The organism is Rossellomorea sp. GCM10028870, from assembly GCF_042666755.1.
In the GTDB taxonomy this organism is placed as follows: domain Bacteria; phylum Bacillota; class Bacilli; order Bacillales; family Bacillaceae_B; genus Rossellomorea.
This window is the reverse complement of sequence record NZ_JBHTGN010000003.1, coordinates 340,272-360,086: the sequence shown is the minus strand read 5'-3', so window position 1 is coordinate 360,086 and position 19,815 is coordinate 340,272. Positions and strand designations below refer to the sequence as shown.

The window sequence follows — 19,815 nt, the reverse complement described above, 5'->3', positions numbered from 1 at the left end:
TTATTGAAGTGTTATTTACACCACTATGTGCCCATGCTATACTCTCAAAGGTTGATTCAGAGCATGTTTGAAGGGTGAATTTTTCTATTTGTCACCTCAATTCATTACCTCTACGATCAGTTGAAAGAGACTATTGGTGAACAACCTTCCTCTTAACAGACGAGACGAAACCCTTGATTATAGGTCCGTCCCTCTGCATAAAGGAAGAGGTTGTACTCATACTATAAATACATAGGTTAAAGGAGTCGTACTGGATGGGTTTGAAAGAGAGACGTCGTGAGCAGGCATTTAATCCGCGGAAAGAGAAGTTGTTAGAGTATTTGTTTGTTGTGATTGGGTCAACGATTGTGGCCATTGCGTTTAATGTGTTCTTATTGCCGAATGAGGTTGCTTCAGGGGGAGTGAGCGGGATATCCACCATCCTTAAAGGTCTGTTTGATTGGAAACCTGCCTTTGTTCAATGGGCATTTAATATTCCGTTATTCATTGCAGGGTTAATCTTCCTGGGCCTTCAATTTGGTGTCAAAACAGCCATCGGTACGGTCTTCTTGCCATTAGTGGTGTTCTTAACAGAAGGTTGGGAGCCTTGGACAGAAGACCCTTTATTAGGCGCATTATTCGGCGGAATCGGTGTAGGATTGGGTTTAGGAATCGTCTTTCGAGGTAAAGCATCCACGGGAGGGACGGACCTGGCAGCCCAGATTGTAAACAAATTCACAGGTTTATCCCTTGGGACATGTGTGGCGCTTATCGATGGAATGATTGTTCTATCGGCTGCGATCGTGTTTGACATCGAGCGTGGTTTATATGCCCTTATCGGCTTATACGTAACTAGTAAAACAATTGATTTAGTTCAAGTCGGCATCAGTCGTTCAAAGATGGCTCTTATCATTACAAACAGACAGGAAGAAGTTCGCGAAGGAATCCTGAATAAAATTGATCGTGGTGTGACAAAACTATCTGCATACGGTGGTTATACGGACGATGAGCGCCCGATCCTTATGTGTGTGGTCGATCAAACAGAATTCACAAAACTGAAACAACTGGTCAAAACCATTGACCCCTCTGCTTTCGTCGTCACAATGGACGCCTCAGAGGTGTTAGGTGAAGGTTTCAAACGGGTGTAACCTTGGTATAATTAACTAATAGAGGGACGGACCTTGATACTTCCCGTTACTCTTAAAATGTTTTCCTAGGGGGATAAAAATGAAGAAAAAGCTACTTGGAATTGTTTTTGGCGCTTCATTGGTACTTGCAGCCTGTGGTGGCGGAGGCGAAGAAAGTACAGAAACAAGCTCTGGCGGAGTAGACCCTGAAAAAATCGTAAATAATAAATGCACCAGCTGTCACGGTGGAAACCTTGAAGGCGGAATGGGTCCAGCCCTTAATAAAATTGGTGCTGAATTAAACAAAGATCAAATCTTGGAAGTCATTCAAAATGGTAAAGGTCAAATGCCTGCAGGACTCATCAAAGGTGAAGAAGCAGAAGCAGTGGCAGAGTGGTTGGCGAATAAGAAATAAGTGAGGAAGAAGAGTCCCTGCGTGAGGATTCTTCTTTTTTTATATATCCACAAATTTTATCCTCTCGCTTTTTTAAATATTTGTTACAAAAGCTAATCCAATAACCGCTCTTAGAAATCAGCACTTAAACCGTTCGCGATTATAACCTAGTAACTTAATCAGATTAGCACCAGATTAGTATTCCTATAACAAGGATTCTCAATCTTTCGAATCTGGTGTTAGTACCTGATACTAGATACAAAAGACTACATTTTTCGTGAAAAATAGGTACAATTGTCAGTGAAAAAGGTAAAAAATTCACATTATTTTATGTTTTGAAACGTAAATGTAATAATTTTTTTCCTTAACATCGTATAAAGTGATGTTATAATAATTTTCGGGAGAGCAATTCGAGGTTTTTCGCCATTTCGTGTCTAATTATGGTAAAAACGTTGTTGAGTTCATACCGTGTACATATGTCGATAACAGCCAAGAGGGGAACTACATAATACAAATTAGGTGATTTTATAATGATAGAAATGAAAGACGTATATAAGCAGTACAACAATGGTGTCATGGCTGCTAATGGTTTTAACGTCCACATTAAGCAAGGCGAGTTTGTGTATGTTGTGGGTCCAAGTGGCGCCGGAAAATCTACTTTTATTAAGATGATGTATCGTGAAGAAAGACCTTCTAAAGGAGATATCATCGTAAACGGTATCAATCTGGCAAAATTAAAAAATAGTAGAGTTCCATACTTAAGAAGAAACGTTGGGGTCGTGTTCCAGGATTTTAAGTTGCTACCATCGCTTACTATCTATGAAAACATTGCCTTCGCACTTGAAGTAATAGAAGAACACCCTAAGCAAATCAAAAAGAGAGTTATGGAAGTACTTGACCTGGTAGGGTTAAAGCATAAAGCAAGAATGCTTCCTGATGAGCTGTCAGGAGGAGAGCAGCAGCGTGTATCAATTGCACGATCCATTGTGAATACGCCGAAGCTTGTGATTGCAGATGAGCCTACAGGAAACCTCGATCCTGAAACATCTTGGGATATCATGAACATCTTTGAAGAAATAAGCAACCGTGGTACAACAGTGATCATGGCTACACATAACCGGGAGATCGTAAATACTATCAAGCATCGGGTAATTGCCATTGAGAATGGCCGAATTGTTCGTGACGAACAGCGAGGTGATTACGGTTATGAAAGCTAGAACGTATGGTCGACACCTTAGAGAGAGTTTCAAAAGCATCGGACGTAACGGCTGGATGACGTTTGCATCAGTGAGTGCCGTTACCGTAACCTTACTGCTTGTCGGTGTGTTTATGGTACTAATGCTAAACATGAACAAGGTTGCAACCGATATTGAAAAAGACGTTGAAGTTCGCGTCCTACTCGAGGTTGGTACTGAAAAAGCTCAAATTGATGAAATAGATAAGAAGATTAACCAAATAAGTGGAGTCGAATCCGTCGAGTATTCCTCTAAAGAAGAGGAACTTCAGAACCTTGTGAAAGATCTGGGAGACGATTTCAGATTATTTGAACAAGATAACCCATTATATGATGTGTTTATTGTAAAAGCAGAGAATCCTCGAGACACTGGGAAGATTGCTGCTGAAATCAGCAAGTATGAGAATGTAAATGAAGCCCTGTATGGTGAAGCGAAGATCGAGAAATTATTTAACGTACTGGAAATGAGCCGAAACGTTGGCCTGGTGTTAATCATCGGTCTGTTGTTTACCGCCATGTTCCTCATCTCAAATACAATAAAAATTACGATTGTCGCAAGAAGAAGGGAAATCGAGATAATGAAACTCGTGGGTGCAACCAACTGGTTTGTACGCTGGCCATTTATACTAGAAGGATTATGGCTTGGAATTTTAGGTTCTATTATCCCGATCGCTCTTGTAACAACAGGTTACTACTATGCCTATGACTTTATTAAACCAAAACTACAAAACCATTTTATTCAGATATTGGATTTTACCCCCTTTATCTATCAAGTAAACGGATTAATTCTATTAATGGGTTGCTTGATCGGGGCATGGGGAAGCTTTATGTCTGTTCGTAAGTTCTTAAAAGTGTAAAATTTGATAGGTTGATAGAAGCTGAAAGGAGCATGCCGCTTGAACAAGAAGTATTTCATATCATTATCAATTGCAGCAGCATTAACAATCGGAAGTCTACCAACATTGGGGACAACTGCTAACGCTCATTCCTCCGTGGAGGATCTAAAGAAACAGCAAGATGACATTTCTTCTAAAAAAGAAGAAATTAACGGAAAGATTGATGAGAAAAAGTCAGAAATTAACCAAAACATCAATAAACAACAAGAAATCCAAACACAAATTGCTGAAATCAGTACAAAATTAAAAGATACTGAAACTAAGATAGCTGAAAAAACAAAAGAGATTGATGAAACAACTGCAGAAATCAATAAACTTAAAGAAGAAATTAAAATTTTAGAAGAAAAAATTAAAGAACGTAACGAACTATTAAAAGAACGTGCCCGTGCGATCCAGGAAAAAGGCGGCTCTGCAAATTATCTTGATGTACTACTTGGCGCGGACAGCTTCGGTGACTTCATCAACCGTGTAACAGCAGTAAATACAATCGTAAGTGCCGATAAAAAGATCATGGACGAACAAAAACGTGATCAGGCTGAATTAGAAAAGAAACAAGAAGAAGTAGAAGCAAAGCTTGCAGAATTAGAATCTACTAAAGCAAGTCTTGAATCTCTTAAACAAGATCTTGATAGTCAAAAAGCTCAAAAAGCTGAGTTATTCAAGCAGCTTGAAGCACAACAGGCTTCTCTTGAAGTAGAGAAAAAAGATCTTCAAAAAGAATCGGATGAGCTTTCTAAAATGGAACACCAGCTTGAAGGTGAAATCCAGGCTGAACAAGCACGCTTAGCAGAACTTGCACGTCAGCGTGAGATCGAGCGCAAGCGTCAAGCGGAAGCAGAAGCGGCTAAACGTGCAGCAGCTCAACAACAAGCAACAACAAGCAGCAGCGGTGGTTCTTCTTCAGCTCCTGCTGAAACAGCTCCAAGTGCACCAGTAAGTGCCGGTGCCTGGACATCTCCAGCTTCCGGAACGATTACAACAAACTTTGGCTGGGACGTGTTGAACGGTAAAAAGCGTTTTCACTATGGTACAGATATCGCAGCGCGCGGCAGTGTTCCAATCTCTGCAGCTGCTGATGGATATGTCATCAAGAGTCACTATAGCTCAAGCTATGGAAATGTAGTATACATCACTCACTCAATCAACGGTCAAACGTTCACAACTGTTTATGCCCACATGGCTTCTTCATCTGTAAGCACTGGACAAGCAGTTAACAAGGGTGACAGAATCGGTTACATGGGTAACACAGGATACTCTTTCGGGCAGCATTTACACTTTGAACTTCATGCAGGTTCATGGAATGCATCGAAATCAAATGCTGTAAACCCACGTCAATATATTAACTTTTAATCTTAAAACCCTGCTTCAATAGAAGCGGGGTTTTTTTACGACGGGTTTTCTAGTTATATGAAAGTCTAGAGAATATTCACTAATTCCATTAAGAATCTTCTCATACATTACGTTTTTTAGTATAATGACAACTGTAGTTCCTACAATTTGATAAGGGCAAACTAATTGAAAGATTAGGACGCAAAGCCTCGGGTCTACCATTCTCAGATGAGAATAACGATGGCCGGGTTACCGAAAACAATGGATTACAATGAATACTATTCCGAACGTTTATTAGTATCATTTAGCCTGCCTTTTTGGTGGGCTTTTTTATCTATACGACGTGTTTGGTAGGATTTGAATCTGTAGTAAGGATGATGATGTTGGAATTGACTGAATTAAAAAGGCAATTAAGAAGTTTTTGTAGAAGGAATAGGACTGCTTTGAGGTCTACTGATGTAGGTGAATATACAGCTGAAGAAATCACAGAGATAATTATCGAACGTATAGGTGCTGAAGAGGTTAAGAAAATCCTAATGGACATTGAAGTCATCAATCGCCGTAGCGGAGATACAGTTAAATACTTTATACTTATTTTAGAAGGTTTAAAAGCAGCATAGGACATATAAAACCGAATGCCGGGTTGAATGGTATTCGGTTTTAACTATTTTTAATAGATTTCATTTTAGATCGGTTCTGGAAAGTTCACTCCAAAAGATAGCAGGTAAATATCATTGCAAAAAGATAGAGAGTATGTTTTAATGACATTATTCCGTTATAAAACGTAATGATTACGATTAAAGAAGGAGTGAATCATTTTGGCCAAGAAATCAAAGGTAGTAAAAGAGAAGAAGCGTCAGGAGCTTGTTCAGAAGTATGCAGATTTGCGCAGGGATTTAAAGGAGAAGGGTGATTATGAAGCGTTAAGGAAGCTGCCGAGGGATTCCTCGCCGACGCGATTAAACAGTCGCTGTGAAGTTACAGGGAGACCAAGAGGCTATCTCCGTAAATTTAAGATGTCCCGTATCGCTTTCAGAGAGTTTGCTCATAAAGGGCAAATACCCGGCGTCAAAAAATCAAGTTGGTAATACATTAATCTTCAAGGTGGGGAATTAAGAATGAAAAAAGACATTCATCCAGAGTATCAACAAGTGGTATTTATGGACACGAACAGCGGTTTTTCCTTTTTAACTGGATCTACGAAAACATCCAATGAAACGATTGAGTGGGAAGACGGGAACACGTATCCTTTATTAAAAGTAGAAGTAAGTTCGGACACGCATCCATTTTATACAGGAAGACAGAAGTTCTCTGATCGCGGAGGCCGTGCAGAACGCTTCTTGAAAAAATACAACATGAACTAGTGCATGTCGTACCACTACAAAGAATAGGTTAAGGTATAAACTTATGCCGAGGTGAATACGATGAACGAACATTTAATGGAAATTGTCGCACGGGATATTGTTAAAGGCCTGCCGAATAAAAAAAGGGACATCTATCAATATGTGGTCGGTCTTGAAGATGAATTGGCGAGCCGATCCGAGACGTCTGAGGAATTTATGGCCTTACTTGTGAAACACTCTCCTCATCAACAGGCAGCCACTCATTTTAAAATGAGCTTTGGAGAGCTGATGAGGCGGATGAGGGAAATCGAACAAGAGATTAATGCGAAATTAGATCAAAAGCTGCAAAATGTAACGTGGATTGATTATACAGACACCATTCGATCGATGAAAGGAACAGAAGCAATAAATTCAAGATACTTCTTCTTTTCCATGAATCATGCATATACTAAATAATAAGTAGAAGTTTAGAGTTTAAATCGTAATCATTTCGTTATAAAAGTAATACTTAGTAGGAAATAGCAGGGAACCGGTGTTTTTCTTTCTATACTGTCCACTGATCAATCACTGCAAAAAACATAGAGGAAACCCCTATACTACAAAAGCAGAAATAAAGGATTCTCCTTCATGGGGAATCCTTTTATAATTCAAAATTTCGACACACATTACTCCATGCTATCTGTAATAATTCTCCTATAGGATACACTATGAGTAAATAACTTGCTTGTATATAAAAGATTTAAGATACTAATACATATGAGGGTATATTTAACGAATGGAGGAATTCCCAATGGCCGGAGATTTATTTGAACACCATAAGGCTTCAAAGCTCCTGGATCCAAGACGTCAAGAGCTCGTACCGGTGGAAAAAGTTCTCGAACTACTCAAACTCAATGAAGACGATATCGTCGCCGACTTGGGCTGTGGAAATGGCTACCTGACCCTTCCCATTGCGAAAACGGTTGAATCGAATGTCCAGGCAGTAGATCTGCAGCAGGAAATGCTGGAATATTTGAAACACCGTGCAAATAAAGAAAATGTAGACAATATCGTTTATGTGAAATCGTCCCTTGAATACCTCAGTTCCAATAAAGGCACTTTGGATAAAATCGTTTCTGCCTTTGTCTTGCATGAAGTTCCCGATCTGATCAAAGTATTTCAGGATTTACACGATATGCTGAAGGAAGATGGCATTTGGCTGATCCTGGATTGGGAAAAGATAGAATCAGAAGTGGGACCGCCTTTAGATCATCGCATTTCTTCCGGGGAACTCGATCGACAGCTCAAATCATCCGGGTTCCACACGACAATAGGTCACTTGCATCCATCGGTTTATTACATTGTCGTTAAAAAAGAATAATAGATAAACCAGAACGTGACTGAAGGGAGTTGAATGGCTATGATTGAACAGTGGTACACCATAGGCTCCTTCACATTCCCGGCTTCGTGGGGAGCCATTATCTCTTCGGTCATACTCACTTTCGTGTTCCTCTTCTTCTGGGATAGAAAGGCAAGCGACTGGTATTCCAATGGTACTTTTACCTTTTTACTCGTCTGGAAACTGAGTGTGATTGTGGTTGACTTTCAAACGGTCATGGAGCATCCCGTTACCATCCTCTATTTTCACGGAGGAGTCGTTGGGTACTGGTTGGGACTGATAGCGGCGCTTACTTACATATTTGTTAAAAAAGTGGATCATCCGTCTACTATCATCATTTCATGGATGGTCACAGTTCTTGTCTTTGAAGCTGTCCTTCATATGCTTCATCACCACTATCTTCTAGCTGGTATTCAAGTACTGCTCAATCTATTGATCACTGGCTTTTTTATTAAAAAAGCCAGTGATTCCGGTGGTGATATCTGGGCAGGACAGTTATTAGTCATGTTTACTTTAGTCCAGTTATTTCTAAGTGCCTTCATCGGCGGCTTTGAATTTACCGTCACCACCTGGACATATCTGATCATGATGACCTATCTCATCTTTCTCTTAAACATAAGGAGGAAACACAATGAATAAACGAAATTTTGCTTTGGCCATCGTTGCGCTTCTTATCGGCATTTTCTTAGTGAACTTTTTTCAGGATCAACAGGAAAAGAAGGCCAGGGAAGAGGCTGCCCAATTAGCCAATGAATCCATGGATCTTTCTAATGCACAGCAAGGGCTCGCAAAAGGGGATCGTGCTCCGGATTTTAAATTAACCACCTTAGATGGTGAAGCCGTAAAGCTTTCAGATTATCAAGGTAAGAAAGTGATCCTGAACTTTTGGGCTACCTGGTGTCCACCATGTAAAGCTGAAATGCCCCATATGCAAAGTTATTACGAAAACAATGCAGAGAAAGAAAACGTTGAAATCCTTGCCGTCAACCTGACCTCCATGAACGATGGGGAAAAGGCCGTCCATCAATTTGTCGACGGTTATGAACTGACCTTCCCTATCCCAATGGATAAAGAGGGGGCGGTCGGTGACGAATACCGTGTATTTACCATCCCGACCACCTACATGATCGACACCAAAGGCATCATCCAACACAAAATCGTCGGCCCCATGAACGAAGACATGATGGGTAAAATGGTCGAAGGAATGGAATAATGGAGAGGGACGGACCTCTGAATATCGATGTTTGACCTTATACTCTATGAGGTATTATATGAATGTGATAAAAAAAGGAGGAGATGTGAACATGTTTCATTACACAAAGGAAGTTTCAATGAGTGTGAAAGAAGCAGTGGAAGCGGTAGAAACTGTCCTGAAAGATGAGAGCTTCGGTGTACTATGGAATCTCGATCTTGCCCAGAAATTGCAGGATAAGGGCCTTGATTTCAACGAAGAAGTAGTCGTATTAGAGGTGTGTAATCCACATGAAGCTAAAAAGGTGCTGGAAGAAAGCATGCTCGTAAGCTACTTCCTTCCTTGCAAAGTGACGGTATACACAGAAGGCGGTACCACCAAGATCGGTATGGCAAAACCAAGCAAGCTGATCGAGATGGTGGATAACGATGAACTAAAAAGCCTGGCATTGGATATTGAAAATCGCCTGATCGGATGTTTGGAAAACGTTCAATAAAACGCAGTGCACCTGTTGCAATTTGGCAGGTGTTTTTTTATGCCTCCAAAAGATCTTACTCCTCACAATCTTCTGAATATGATACACTTTTAAAAATACATAGATTCAGGAAGGATGAAAGAGAGATGAAATTCACAACTAAGGTCGTGCACAGTCAGTTAAAAGGAACAGAGGAAATCCGCAGTAAGACGACTCCGATTTATCAGACCTCTGCTTTTTCTTTTACTTCTTTAGAGGAGTTGGAGGGTTTCTATGAAGGGAAGTCTCCTTATCTCTACACAAGAACGGGAAATCCAAATACAGACGAGCTTGGAAAGATGGTGGCAGACTTGGAAGGAGCCCCGGCAGGTGTAGCAACTTCTTCTGGATTATCGGCCATCCTTGTTGGTATCCTCGCTGTTGTGCAATCAGGGGATCACATCATTGCTGCCGAGGATTTATACGGGGGTACGTTCCATATGCTGAAAGAAGAGCTGAAATCACTCGGTATTTCTACTTCATTCGTTGATTTTACAAGTTTAGAGGAATTAGAGGGAGCCATTACTTCACAAACCAAACTCATCTACAGTGAGACCGTTACAAACCCGTTTATGCGAGTGGAAGATATCCCTAAAATGGTCGGATTCGCTGAAAAACACAACCTGAAAACAATGATCGATAACACATTCGCCACACCGTTTCTGCGCCAACCTTTCTTAGAAGGGGTGGATCTGGTCGCTCACAGTGCCACGAAGTATATCGGAGGACATAGTGATATCACAGCAGGAGTCATAGTCGGGAAGGAAGATCTTGTTCAAAAAGCGAGAGAAAAAGTCGTCAACATCGGTTCGAACCTGAGTCCATTTGAAGCCTGGCTGACATGCCGCGGAGCGAAAACACTGGCTCTCCGAATGGGGACCCAAGCAAGGAATGCCGAAGTTCTTGCGGCGGACCTTCGAGCAAATGAATACGTGAAGGAAGTTTATTACCCAACGGATTTATCCGATAAAGGAAATGGAGCCATCGTAACGATCGAGCTATCCAACACATGTGACATCAGCACATTCTTCAAATCACTTGGCTGGATTAAAATCATCCCTTCTCTTGCCGGCGTGGAGACTACGGTCTCATATCCATTAGGAACGTCTCATCGTGCCCTGCCGAAGGATGCGCAGGAAAAACTCGGAATAAACACACATGTCGTGCGCATATCGTTAGGTATTGAGGATGGGGAAGACATCGTCGTGCAATTTAACGAAGCGATTACAGCTTCGGTTAAAAATTAAATAATGTAAAAATTCTAAAAATACTCTTGACGTTGAGGTCGGTTACCCCTTATAATTCATCTCAACGCAAGAATTTTCACATTGACAACTACATGCTCTTATCCAGAGAGGTGGAGGGACTAGGCCCGATGAAACCCGGCAACCTTCATGTACGCAGTAATGCGTCGCATGAAAAGGTGCTAATTCCTGCAGGCGATTGCCTGAAAGATAAGAGGAGGACCCTATTAAATTAGACCCTCTTCTTAGGAAGAGGGTTTTTTATTTTTTCCTCTTCTATCTTCTTAAGGAAACATACTTCTTCGATTTTTCAGTTTCAGAGTTCGACAGCAGAATTTTGGTGGAAATTTAACAGGAGAAAATGGGACGATATTTAACAGTTAAAATAAGTCGAAAATTCAACTGTTAAAAAAACGCATTATTTTAACAGTCAAATATCATTCTGAATTTAACAGTCAAAATTCTAACAAACTTTAACAGGCAAACGTCCAAAACATCCAACCGCAAAACGGAAACCCAATCACCAAAACCATTTAGGAGGAATTCTCTATGACAAAATCATTCGATTTCGACACACTACTACTTCACGGCGGACAGGAGCCGGATCCATCTACAGGTTCGAGGGCAGTGCCGATTTACCAAACGACATCCTACGTTTTCGATAACAGTAATCATGCGGCAAAATTATTTGCCCTTGAAGAGCCGGGTAACATTTATACGCGCATCATGAACCCGACTGTAGACGTGTTGGAAAAACGCCTTGCTCTGTTAGAAGGAGGAATCGGAGCACTTGGTGTATCATCCGGAATGGCCGCTATCTCACTATCAATCTTAAATATCGCCGGAGCAGGTGATGAAATTGTAGCAGCTACCAATCTCTATGGTGGAACCTATAATCTATTCTCTACCACTCTCCCGAAATACGGTATCAAGGTGCATTTCGTAGATCCGACAGACCCGGAAAATTTCCGCAAAGCGATCACTCCTAAAACGAAAGCGGTATTCGCTGAAACAATCGGGAATCCAAGTCTACATGTGCTTGATATTGAAGCGGTAGCAAAAGTGGCACATGACCATCATATCCCGTTGATCATCGATAATACCTTTGCCACTCCATATGTATGTAAGCCGATCGAGTGGGGAGCGGATATCGTCATCCACTCTGCAACAAAATGGATCGGAGGTCACGGTACAGCAATCGGGGGAGTTGTCATTGACGGTGGGAAGTTCGATTGGAATCATGAAAAGTTCCCGGGTTTCACAGAAGAGGACCGAAGCTATAATGGACTGCGCTACGCACAGGATGTAGGACCGGCAGCATTCATTACAAAATTAAGGGTGCAGCTGCTTCGTGACTTAGGGGCGTGCTTAAGTCCGCAAAACGCATTCCTTCTGTTGCAGGGATTAGAAACGCTGCATCTTCGCATCGAACGTCACACAGAGAATGCCTTTAAGATTGCGGAGCATTTAGATCAGCATAATGGCGTTGCGTGGGTATCCTATCCAGGGTTGCCTCAGCATCCGTCTCACAAGCTTGCTCAAAAATACTTGAAAAACGGAGCGGGTTCCATCGTCGTATTTGGTATTAAAGGTGGAAGAGATTCCGGACGGAAAGTAGTCGATAACATTTCTCTTTGGTCTCATGTGGCCAATGTAGGGGATGCAAAATCACTGATCATCCACCCGGCATCCACGACCCATCAGCAATTAAACGACCAGGAAATTCGTGCTACAGGGGTAACCGAGGATCTTGTGAGACTTTCTGTTGGATTAGAGTCTGCGAAGGACCTGATCGAGGACTTGGACCATGCTATTGAAGTGGCGTTGGAAACATCACGGGTGTGATAGAAACTGGAGAATATGGCCCTAAAATCGTCATTGAAATCACTTTACAGGGTGAAAAGGTGGATTTAGATACTATTTATAGAGCATCCGGGGTCTACTTAAGGGAGATATCAGCGAAAACCTGATTTTATCAGCGGAATTTCGAATATATCAGCGAAATCGGACGATTTATCAGTGAAATTCCCAATATATCAGCAAAATCGGGATTGTATCAGCGAACAGGATGCACGCGCCGTCCCCTAGAATGAATATCTGAATTCTTGACGAAAGTCTTAACGACGAATTCTCAACGCCCTAATGGCAATATCCAAAAATCAGTCCAAAGTCAACTGTTTTACAAGCGGGGCTATCTGGTGTGGAATCCTGATCCCCCCGCTACAACACCAAAAAAGGAGGTGGAGGAATGGAGAAGTCATACACGTATGAAGTAAGCTCCATTACCATCCCATCCCTCACATTAGAGTCAGGCACCACGTTAAAAAATGTAGATCTTACGTATGAACGGACAGGAAACAAAGAAGGACCCTCCATCCTGGTTTGCCATGCCCTCACCGGGACCCATATCGTAAAGGGAACGAGTGAAGACCGGGGCTGGTGGGATGGACTGATTGGTCCCGGGTCGTATATTGATACCGAACATTTTAATGTGATTGCCTTTAATGTATTAGGAGGATGTGAAGGAAGTACGGGACCAACGTCAACCAATCGACATACCGGAGAACGTTACGGTCCGGACTTCCCGGGTGTTACGATAAGAGACATGGTCCATGCCCAATATGAAGCACTCCAACAACTTTCGATCGACCGCATCGAAGCGGTTATCGGAGGCTCACTGGGAGGGATGCAGGCCCTGGAATGGGGAGCCCTGTATCCTGCCTATATAAATAAAGTTTTCGCTCTTGCCGTCACACCTTCCTTGAATGATTATGGTCTCGCTTTTAATCACATCGGGATCACAGCGATTGAAGAGGACCCCGGATTTCAAAAGGGACATTATCCACCAGGCGCTATCTTAAAAGGATTAGAGATTGCCAGAATGGTTGGGATGGTCACGTACCGGACTCAGGAACTGTTCGATCAGCGTTTCCAACGTGAAAAGCAAAACGAACAATTCAATGTCGAAAGCTATCTCGATTACCAAGGAAAGAAATTAGGAAAGCGGTTTGATCCAAACAGCTATCTTACCCTGCTGAAAGCCATGAACTCACATGATATTGGAAGGGGGAGAGGAGGAACAGAAGAGGTAGCGAAGAATTATCAGTGCGAACTGATTTCGATTAGCTATGAAGGTGATTTAATTTATTCACCTCACTATCTAAAGGAGTTTACACATCTCGTACCAAAGAGTGAACACTACTTCATCTCCACCGCCTTTGGTCATGACGGATTCCTGGTTGAATTTGAAAAGTGGGGAGGAATCATTGCTTCTCACCTCAAAAACCATCACGTTCAAAGAGTTTTTACAGGGACAAAATGAGAGCTCTCTTATCATAACTCGTCCCCCTCCGGCATATAGTTAGATAAGCAAAGACATTGCACCGCCTTAGCGCGTTTTTGTGTGGTGTCTTTTTCGTTGGATAAGAAAGGCTGGCGTCCTTAGTCGCGCCACTCTTATCTATACAAAGACCAACAACAAGCTGGAGGGGAATATATGGAGTGGACGGGCAGAAAGCTCATCATCACAATCATCATCAGTATGCTGATCGGTGCTGGAGGAATGTATGGCGGCTTGGAATGGACGGGCAAGGATGGGGACGAGCTTGCTCAGTTTGACGGAAAAGGCGAGCTCAATGACAAGCTGCACAAAGTAGAAGTGGCGTATGACTTGATTAGTGACAAGTTCTTTCAGGATGTGGATAAAGGGCAGCTGGTGGAAGGTGCGATTCAGGGAATGCTGAAGACTCTGGATGACCCTTATTCCGTTTACATGAATGCCGAAACGGCATCGCAATTTAATGACGCCCTGGATTCTTCTTTTGAAGGAATCGGAGCAGAAGTCACAATCATGGACGGAAAGCTGATCATTGTCGCTCCTTTTAAAAATTCTCCTGCGGAAGAAGCGGGACTGAAACCGAATGACCGTATCATTAAAGTAGACGGAAATAGCATCGAAGGACTTGACCTGTACGAAGCTACTTTGAAAATCAGAGGGAAAAAGGGTACTGAGGTTCAATTGGAGATTACGCGGGAAGGACTGACGGACCCCATCAAAGTATCTGTGAAACGTGATGAAATTCCTGTTGAGACGGTCCTCTCTGATGTGAAGGAAGTCAATGGAAAGAAAACAGGCTACATCCAGATTACTACTTTCTCGGAAAATACAGCCGTTGATTTTAAAAAGCAATTAGGCGAACTTGAAAAGAAAAAGGTAGAAGGATTGGTTCTGGATGTGAGAGGGAATCCAGGAGGTCTCCTTTCAAGTGTAGAAGAAATTCTTAAAGAATTCGTAACGGAGAAAAAGCCGTATGTTCAAATTCAAGAGCGAAGTGGAGAAGTGATGAAATCTTTCTCAAACAGTAAAGCAAGAAAGGCTTATCCTGTAGTGGTGTTGATAGATGAGGGAAGTGCCTCGGCTTCTGAAATCCTGGCTGGAGCGCTAAAAGAAGCAGAAGGGTATCCGCTCATCGGAACGAAGAGCTTTGGGAAAGGCACCGTGCAACAAGCCGTTCCTATGGGAGATGGAAGCAATATCAAGCTGACGATGTTCAAGTGGTTGACACCAAATGGAAACTGGATTCATAAAAAGGGGATCAAACCGGATATCCCTGTCAGACAGCCATCCTATTTCTATGCCCACCCGCTTCAAGTGGAAAAGCCCCTTCAAGAAGGAATGAACAATGAACAGATTCAAAACGCCCAGGAAATGCTTCAAGGACTTGGATTTTCCATTGACCGCGTGGACGGATATTTCAGTAAGGAAACGGAAAAAGCCGTAAAGGATTTCCAGAGTCAGGAGAGTACTGATGTCACCGGAATCATTGATACTGTAACGGCGGAAAGATTACAGGAAGAAATCTTTGAAGCAGTTCAGGATGAGAAGAATGACCTGCAGCTGCAGGCGGCTTTGGAATATATAGAAAGAACAGCAACGCGTTAATCATTTGGGAGCCGACCATCATGATGGTCGGCTCTGTTTTAATTTTGGGAATTACACATAATCACCTGTTTTTCCTGTCTAACCGACATCATTTCCCGGGAAAATATGCGGAATGCTGTCGGAAATGAAATCGAATCGTAAAAGAATCAAATAAAATTGCAATAGGTTTTAGGAGAGTAGTTTGATAAAATAGTAGATAATGCAAATTTTCTTACAAAAGGTGGTGACGGATCATTGGTTGAGCTTTGGTTGCTGGAGTTCGTGAAGGGATTTGGAAAGTTATTTCTTCATCCTGTTTTATATGTGTCTGTATTTTTCGCTATCATGACGGGCTATTATCGTGTCAAAAGGGAACGAAGGGATTTTAATACGAGATTGCTGGATGGATATCATGATACGCGGGTTTTATTTTCATATGGGATTGTACTTGGGTTGCTGGTTTCTGTCGTAATAGTTGGAGCGGGGGTTGTGATTCCTTTCGCTGGAATCATGCTTATAGGGATGGTGTCCATCCTGTTTGCATTAACGAGTCGTTTTCAGCTTATGTCTGCGACCATGACTGTAGGGTTTTCGTACTTCATCCTGTTTGCGGTGGATTATTTCCAGTGGGAAATCCCCTATGTGGATACATATGTAGAAAGCTTGAATGTAGGTATGCTGAGTTCCATCGTCGTCCTTCTTGGTGTGTTGACGATGATTGAAGGAAGCCTGATTCGAATGAACGGGGGGAAGCATACTTCACCTCGTTTGCTAAAGAGTGCCCGAGGTCTTAAGGTAGGGGCTCATCAAGGGAAGAAATTATGGCTTGTACCGATGTTTGTGCCAATTCCTGCTGGAACATTGCCCCCTCCATTTGAATGGTGGCCGGTGTTAACAATGGGGACAGAAACGTATTCGCTCCTTTGTGTCCCGTTCCTTCTTGGTTTTCAACAGCTTGTTAAAAGTACCTTGCCTGAGGTTGCGATCAAGCAAACTGGTTACAGGGTTTTCTGGCTGGGTGCATTCGTCTTGACACTAGCTATAACAGGATTCTGGGCTCCTATGTTTTCAATCGCAGCAGCTGTTGTGGCAATGTGTGGACGGGCATGGATTTCCTATCGCTTCCGAAGTGCTGAAAACTCTAAGCCATACTTCTTTAAAAGACAGTCAAAGGGAGTCATGATTCTTGGAATTCTACCCGGTTCTCCTGCAAAGAAACTGACACTGGAAGTAGGAGAAATCGTACTGAAAGTAAATGGAGTCGAAGTGAATACAGAAAGAGCGTTTTATGAAGCCCTTCAAAAGAACGGGGCGTACTGTAAGCTTGAGGTACTTGGAACAAACGGGGAAAACCGTTTTACGCAAGGAGCCCTTTATGAAGGTGATCATCACGAGCTGGGAATCATTTTTGCGGATGAGTCATCGGGGTGGGAGCACCATCGGGTTTCATAGACTTTTCTTTCAAGCAAACTACTGACAGTAGTTTGCTTTTTTAATAGAAATAATGTTATTGATATGGCCTGGGAGGAGCAGATAATAATGAATAACGGAAATAAAGAGTTTCAAAATCTTTTAATCATCAATCAGCACTTACTTAGTCACTCCAAGGACCAGATCATCCTTCAATCACCACTCCCACTAAAAACAGTATCCTCTGGAGTCACCAATGCCGGAACAGGTTGGTATTCAACATTTGTCAATCGCCATGTATCAAAAAGCTATAATAGTGAGGACCACCATGAAGAAATGGAAAGATTCCTTCAGCAAATGGGTGCCCAGGTAGAAGACACGGTTGGGATGATGACGGCTGTTCAATTGGAAGATGTCTGCTGGGGATTTTATGAGGGGGGATCATTTTCTGTATTTATTGTCGTTACCGCAGGAGTAGGTAATGCCGTTGATGCGAGTATGAGTGACCGTCATTCGTTTGATCATTCACCGGGCACGATTAACATCTGGGTGTTTATCAATGGGAGAGTATCAGAGGCCGCAAGCATACAGGGGATTATGACTGCAACAGAAGCCAAGGTGAAAGCTCTTGAGGCTCATAATGTAAAAGATCCCATAACAAGGAGTGGAGCAACGGGTACCTCTACTGACAGTATATTAATCGCTAGCACTGAAGAGGGAGTGCTTCTGAAATATGCTGGAACGATCACCCCCTTAGGAAAATGGATTAGTAAAGGAGTTTATGAGTGCACCATCCAAGCGATTTCCAAGTATAAGAAAAGGGTGGGTGCCTTATGATGATTCATCACTTGATTGCTATAACCATTGCCTATGTGCTGGACTTATGGATCGGAGATCCACCAGAGTGGCCACATCCTGTTAAATGGATGGGAAAAGCGATTTCTCGTTTAGATCGTAGCTTGAATAAAGGGGGATTTCTAAGAAGTAAAGGCATAGTGATGGTATCGATATTGGTAGTATCGGCATTTATTCTTACCTCCTGCATCATTTGGGCAAGTTATTCTATTCATACAATTATGGGAGTCTTGGTAGAAGCAATCATCATCATGACGACCATCTCCCAGAAGAGCCTTAAATTGGCGGCTTTAGAAGTATTTCACCCACTTGAAAAAAACGACATGAAAACAGCGAGGGAGAAGCTTTCTTATATCGTGGGCAGAGATACAGAACACTTAAATGAAAGTGAAATCGTAAGAGGAACTGTTGAGACCGTTGCGGAAAATACTAGCGATGGGATAACGGCTCCATTGTTTTGGGCGTTGATCGGAGGTGCCCCACTAGCCATCGTGTACAGATGTGTGAATACGTGTGATTCCATGGTGGGATACAAGAACAAGCGGTACATCGATTTTGGGTGGGGGTCAGCCAAGATGGATGACGTACTGAATTGGATTCCAAGTAGAATAACGGGAGTCATCCTATATTTCTGTAAACGTCCTGAATATTTCACTTACAAAGAGGGGTTTGGAATTCTACTTGAAGATGCCAAGAAACACCCCAGTCCAAACAGCGGCTGGGGAGAGGCGGCTGTAGCTGCGAATTTAGGAATACAACTGGGAGGACTCAATACATATAAAGGAATAGTCTCTGATCGGGCGAAAATGGGAAGGATGGTTTTCGAATTAGAACGAAATCATATCCAGAAAACCATTGCCCGAATGCAGAAGGCTTGTTTCATCTTCATCATTGTTCTTTGGATAGGAGGAATTCTTGTTGGTATTACCAGATCATGGATCTAATCCACAGTATACATATAAAGCAATGGATATCAGGATGCCTGACCAAATCGTTGATCTAAGTGCAAACATTAATCCACACGGTCCACCAGCTGTCTTAAAAAAAATATGGAAAGATCTATTAGATGAGATCATTACGTATCCTGACCCGCATTCTGCAGCATTACGAAGAAGCATTGCACGGAAGGAAGAGATAGAGGCAGAAGCGATACTCATTGGTAATGGCGGCGCAGAACTGATCCATTTAATTGGTAGATGGCTGTCCCATTCCAATGTTCTGATCATCCATCCCACTTTTTCAGAATATGAGAAAGCTTGTCAAATCAATGATTGCACTATCCATCATTTTATTTTAAAAGAGAATGATTGGGACCTGGATGTGAATCAATTGAAAGCAACCCTGCCGAAAATGGATGCTGTCTTTATATGTAATCCTACCAATCCCACGGGTGTGTTGTATTCTGCTTCCAAGTTAGAAGAAATCATTATAGAAGCTAATAATAAAAATTGTTACGTGATTGTGGATGAAGCATTTTATGATTTTCCTTTGGAGGAGGTAACGATAGCCCCTCTGGTAAAGAAATATACAAATCTCATGGTTTTAAGAAGCATGACGAAAATGTTCAGTATTCCTGGGATCCGCCTGGGTTTTCTTATGGCTGGGGAGACAGTAGTGAAAGAATTGGAAACCTATCAGGTTCATTGGAGTGTAAACGGGATCGCTCAAAAAGTAGGGGAAACACTCTTGGAGGAAAAGGATTTTATCCGTCATACTCAATGCATGGTGAAACGGGAGAGGGAGAAGCTATTTGCATTTTTCGACGAATGCCAATTTGACTATTCACCAAGTCAGACAAACTTTTATCTCTTAAGGGATCCGGAGCTTAACGGCCAAACTGAGTTATTCCGTTTTCTGTTAGAAAATGGGATTGTGAGCCGCCATACCCTTAATTTCAAAGGGCTGGATGGAAGGTGGTTAAGGTTTGCTGTTAAGGGAGAAAAAGAGCACGAAAAATTGATGGATGCCTTAACGGAATGGAAATCCCGTCCTTAAATAA

The 19,815-nt window shown here is 42.2% G+C and carries 21 protein-coding genes and 2 riboswitches; all 21 genes read left to right on the top strand.

Going from position 1 to position 19,815, the window contains the following annotated elements:
* The first annotated feature begins 254 nt into the window (after window positions 1-254).
* The 21 genes from ACFQWC_RS15595 to cobD all read left to right on the top strand — a co-directional run bounded on the left by ACFQWC_RS15595 (window position 255) and on the right by cobD (window position 19,811).
* Complete coding sequence (locus ACFQWC_RS15595; RefSeq protein ID WP_341356982.1) at window positions 255-1,127, top strand: YitT family protein; 873 nt, start codon at window positions 255-257, stop codon at window positions 1,125-1,127.
* Between the two features lie 79 nt (window positions 1,128-1,206).
* Window positions 1,207-1,521, top strand: a complete 315-nt coding sequence (gene cccB / locus ACFQWC_RS15590; protein ID WP_299743105.1) for a cytochrome c551 — start codon at window positions 1,207-1,209, stop codon at window positions 1,519-1,521.
* Between the two features lie 509 nt (window positions 1,522-2,030).
* Window positions 2,031-2,717: a cell division ATP-binding protein FtsE gene (gene ftsE / locus ACFQWC_RS15585; protein WP_299743108.1), complete on the top strand. Its 687-nt coding sequence runs from the start codon at window positions 2,031-2,033 to the stop codon at window positions 2,715-2,717.
* Window positions 2,707-3,591, top strand: coding sequence for a permease-like cell division protein FtsX (gene ftsX, locus ACFQWC_RS15580; RefSeq protein ID WP_299743111.1), 885 nt, complete (start codon window positions 2,707-2,709; stop codon window positions 3,589-3,591). The genes ftsE and ftsX overlap by 11 nt, the downstream gene beginning before the upstream one ends.
* 39 nt (window positions 3,592-3,630) lie before the next feature.
* Window positions 3,631-4,980, top strand: a complete 1,350-nt coding sequence (locus ACFQWC_RS15575) for a murein hydrolase activator EnvC family protein (protein ID WP_377108354.1) — start codon at window positions 3,631-3,633, stop codon at window positions 4,978-4,980.
* 145 nt (window positions 4,981-5,125) lie between these two features.
* A riboswitch (cyclic di-GMP riboswitch) is annotated at window positions 5,126-5,216 on the top strand.
* A gap of 126 nt (window positions 5,217-5,342) precedes the next feature.
* Window positions 5,343-5,579 (top strand): hypothetical protein, encoded by a 237-nt coding sequence (locus ACFQWC_RS15570; RefSeq protein WP_299743117.1) that lies wholly within the window; start codon window positions 5,343-5,345, stop codon window positions 5,577-5,579.
* Between the two features lie 198 nt (window positions 5,580-5,777).
* Window positions 5,778-6,047: a 30S ribosomal protein S14 gene (rpsN, locus tag ACFQWC_RS15565; protein ID WP_282138593.1), complete on the top strand. Its 270-nt coding sequence runs from the start codon at window positions 5,778-5,780 to the stop codon at window positions 6,045-6,047.
* Window positions 6,048-6,077: 30 nt separating this feature from the next.
* Window positions 6,078-6,323 carry a type B 50S ribosomal protein L31 gene (locus ACFQWC_RS15560; RefSeq protein WP_299743124.1) on the top strand — a complete coding sequence of 82 codons (246 nt, stop codon included), beginning with the start codon at window positions 6,078-6,080 and terminating at the stop codon, window positions 6,321-6,323.
* 60 nt (window positions 6,324-6,383) lie between these two features.
* Window positions 6,384-6,758: a hypothetical protein gene (locus ACFQWC_RS15555; RefSeq protein WP_299743126.1), complete on the top strand. Its 375-nt coding sequence runs from the start codon at window positions 6,384-6,386 to the stop codon at window positions 6,756-6,758.
* Window positions 6,759-7,092: 334 nt separating this feature from the next.
* On the top strand, window positions 7,093-7,662 hold the full coding sequence (locus tag ACFQWC_RS15550) for a class I SAM-dependent methyltransferase (protein WP_377108350.1): 570 nt from the start codon (window positions 7,093-7,095) through the stop codon (window positions 7,660-7,662).
* Between the two features lie 39 nt (window positions 7,663-7,701).
* The gene (locus tag ACFQWC_RS15545; RefSeq protein WP_377108348.1) at window positions 7,702-8,319 is read left to right on the top strand and encodes a hypothetical protein; all 618 of its coding nucleotides are present in this window, start codon (window positions 7,702-7,704) and stop codon (window positions 8,317-8,319) included.
* Window positions 8,312-8,893, top strand: a complete 582-nt coding sequence (locus tag ACFQWC_RS15540) for a redoxin domain-containing protein (RefSeq protein WP_377108346.1) — start codon at window positions 8,312-8,314, stop codon at window positions 8,891-8,893. Before ACFQWC_RS15545 ends, ACFQWC_RS15540 begins: the two co-directional genes overlap by 8 nt.
* Before the next feature lie 91 nt (window positions 8,894-8,984).
* Window positions 8,985-9,368: a DUF302 domain-containing protein gene (locus tag ACFQWC_RS15535; RefSeq protein ID WP_299743972.1), complete on the top strand. Its 384-nt coding sequence runs from the start codon at window positions 8,985-8,987 to the stop codon at window positions 9,366-9,368.
* A gap of 125 nt (window positions 9,369-9,493) precedes the next feature.
* Complete coding sequence (locus ACFQWC_RS15530; protein ID WP_377108344.1) at window positions 9,494-10,633, top strand: trans-sulfuration enzyme family protein; 1,140 nt, start codon at window positions 9,494-9,496, stop codon at window positions 10,631-10,633.
* A gap of 95 nt (window positions 10,634-10,728) precedes the next feature.
* Window positions 10,729-10,847: riboswitch (SAM riboswitch) on the top strand.
* Between the two features lie 332 nt (window positions 10,848-11,179).
* On the top strand, window positions 11,180-12,475 hold the full coding sequence (locus tag ACFQWC_RS15525; protein WP_377108342.1) for an O-acetylhomoserine aminocarboxypropyltransferase/cysteine synthase family protein: 1,296 nt from the start codon (window positions 11,180-11,182) through the stop codon (window positions 12,473-12,475).
* Window positions 12,476-12,878: 403 nt separating this feature from the next.
* Complete coding sequence (gene metX, locus ACFQWC_RS15520; protein WP_341356976.1) at window positions 12,879-13,952, top strand: homoserine O-acetyltransferase MetX; 1,074 nt, start codon at window positions 12,879-12,881, stop codon at window positions 13,950-13,952.
* A gap of 174 nt (window positions 13,953-14,126) precedes the next feature.
* On the top strand, window positions 14,127-15,572 hold the full coding sequence (locus tag ACFQWC_RS15515) for a S41 family peptidase (RefSeq protein WP_377108339.1): 1,446 nt from the start codon (window positions 14,127-14,129) through the stop codon (window positions 15,570-15,572).
* A 234-nt stretch (window positions 15,573-15,806) separates the two neighbouring features.
* Window positions 15,807-17,003 (top strand): PDZ domain-containing protein, encoded by a 1,197-nt coding sequence (locus ACFQWC_RS15510; RefSeq protein ID WP_377108337.1) that lies wholly within the window; start codon window positions 15,807-15,809, stop codon window positions 17,001-17,003.
* Between the two features lie 87 nt (window positions 17,004-17,090).
* Window positions 17,091-17,798, top strand: coding sequence for an adenosylcobinamide amidohydrolase (locus ACFQWC_RS15505; RefSeq protein ID WP_299743152.1), 708 nt, complete (start codon window positions 17,091-17,093; stop codon window positions 17,796-17,798).
* On the top strand, window positions 17,795-18,760 hold the full coding sequence (gene cbiB / locus ACFQWC_RS15500) for an adenosylcobinamide-phosphate synthase CbiB (protein WP_299743156.1): 966 nt from the start codon (window positions 17,795-17,797) through the stop codon (window positions 18,758-18,760). Before ACFQWC_RS15505 ends, cbiB begins: the two co-directional genes overlap by 4 nt.
* Window positions 18,732-19,811, top strand: coding sequence for a threonine-phosphate decarboxylase CobD (gene cobD, locus ACFQWC_RS15495; protein WP_377108333.1), 1,080 nt, complete (start codon window positions 18,732-18,734; stop codon window positions 19,809-19,811). Before cbiB ends, cobD begins: the two co-directional genes overlap by 29 nt.
* The last annotated feature ends 4 nt before the right edge of the window (window positions 19,812-19,815 follow it).

What these genes read in the sequence shown, in the direction of transcription:
- ACFQWC_RS15505 (WP_299743152.1), top strand. Translation starts at nt 17,091, where the DNA reads ATGAATAACGGAAATAAAGAGTTTCAAAATCTTTTAATCATCAATCAG.
- ACFQWC_RS15545 (WP_377108348.1), top strand. Translation starts at nt 7,702, where the DNA reads ATGATTGAACAGTGGTACACCATAGGCTCCTTCACATTCCCGGCTTCG.
- ACFQWC_RS15515 (WP_377108339.1), top strand. Translation starts at nt 14,127, where the DNA reads ATGGAGTGGACGGGCAGAAAGCTCATCATCACAATCATCATCAGTATG.
- ACFQWC_RS15595 (WP_341356982.1), top strand. Translation starts at nt 255, where the DNA reads ATGGGTTTGAAAGAGAGACGTCGTGAGCAGGCATTTAATCCGCGGAAA.
- ACFQWC_RS15560 (WP_299743124.1), top strand. Translation starts at nt 6,078, where the DNA reads ATGAAAAAAGACATTCATCCAGAGTATCAACAAGTGGTATTTATGGAC.
- ACFQWC_RS15555 (WP_299743126.1), top strand. Translation starts at nt 6,384, where the DNA reads ATGAACGAACATTTAATGGAAATTGTCGCACGGGATATTGTTAAAGGC.
- ACFQWC_RS15535 (WP_299743972.1), top strand. Translation starts at nt 8,985, where the DNA reads ATGTTTCATTACACAAAGGAAGTTTCAATGAGTGTGAAAGAAGCAGTG.
- ACFQWC_RS15550 (WP_377108350.1), top strand. Translation starts at nt 7,093, where the DNA reads ATGGCCGGAGATTTATTTGAACACCATAAGGCTTCAAAGCTCCTGGAT.
- ftsE (WP_299743108.1), top strand. Translation starts at nt 2,031, where the DNA reads ATGATAGAAATGAAAGACGTATATAAGCAGTACAACAATGGTGTCATG.
- cccB (WP_299743105.1), top strand. Translation starts at nt 1,207, where the DNA reads ATGAAGAAAAAGCTACTTGGAATTGTTTTTGGCGCTTCATTGGTACTT.
- metX (WP_341356976.1), top strand. Translation starts at nt 12,879, where the DNA reads ATGGAGAAGTCATACACGTATGAAGTAAGCTCCATTACCATCCCATCC.
- cbiB (WP_299743156.1), top strand. Translation starts at nt 17,795, where the DNA reads ATGATGATTCATCACTTGATTGCTATAACCATTGCCTATGTGCTGGAC.
- ftsX (WP_299743111.1), top strand. Translation starts at nt 2,707, where the DNA reads ATGAAAGCTAGAACGTATGGTCGACACCTTAGAGAGAGTTTCAAAAGC.
- ACFQWC_RS15540 (WP_377108346.1), top strand. Translation starts at nt 8,312, where the DNA reads ATGAATAAACGAAATTTTGCTTTGGCCATCGTTGCGCTTCTTATCGGC.
- ACFQWC_RS15530 (WP_377108344.1), top strand. Translation starts at nt 9,494, where the DNA reads ATGAAATTCACAACTAAGGTCGTGCACAGTCAGTTAAAAGGAACAGAG.
- ACFQWC_RS15525 (WP_377108342.1), top strand. Translation starts at nt 11,180, where the DNA reads ATGACAAAATCATTCGATTTCGACACACTACTACTTCACGGCGGACAG.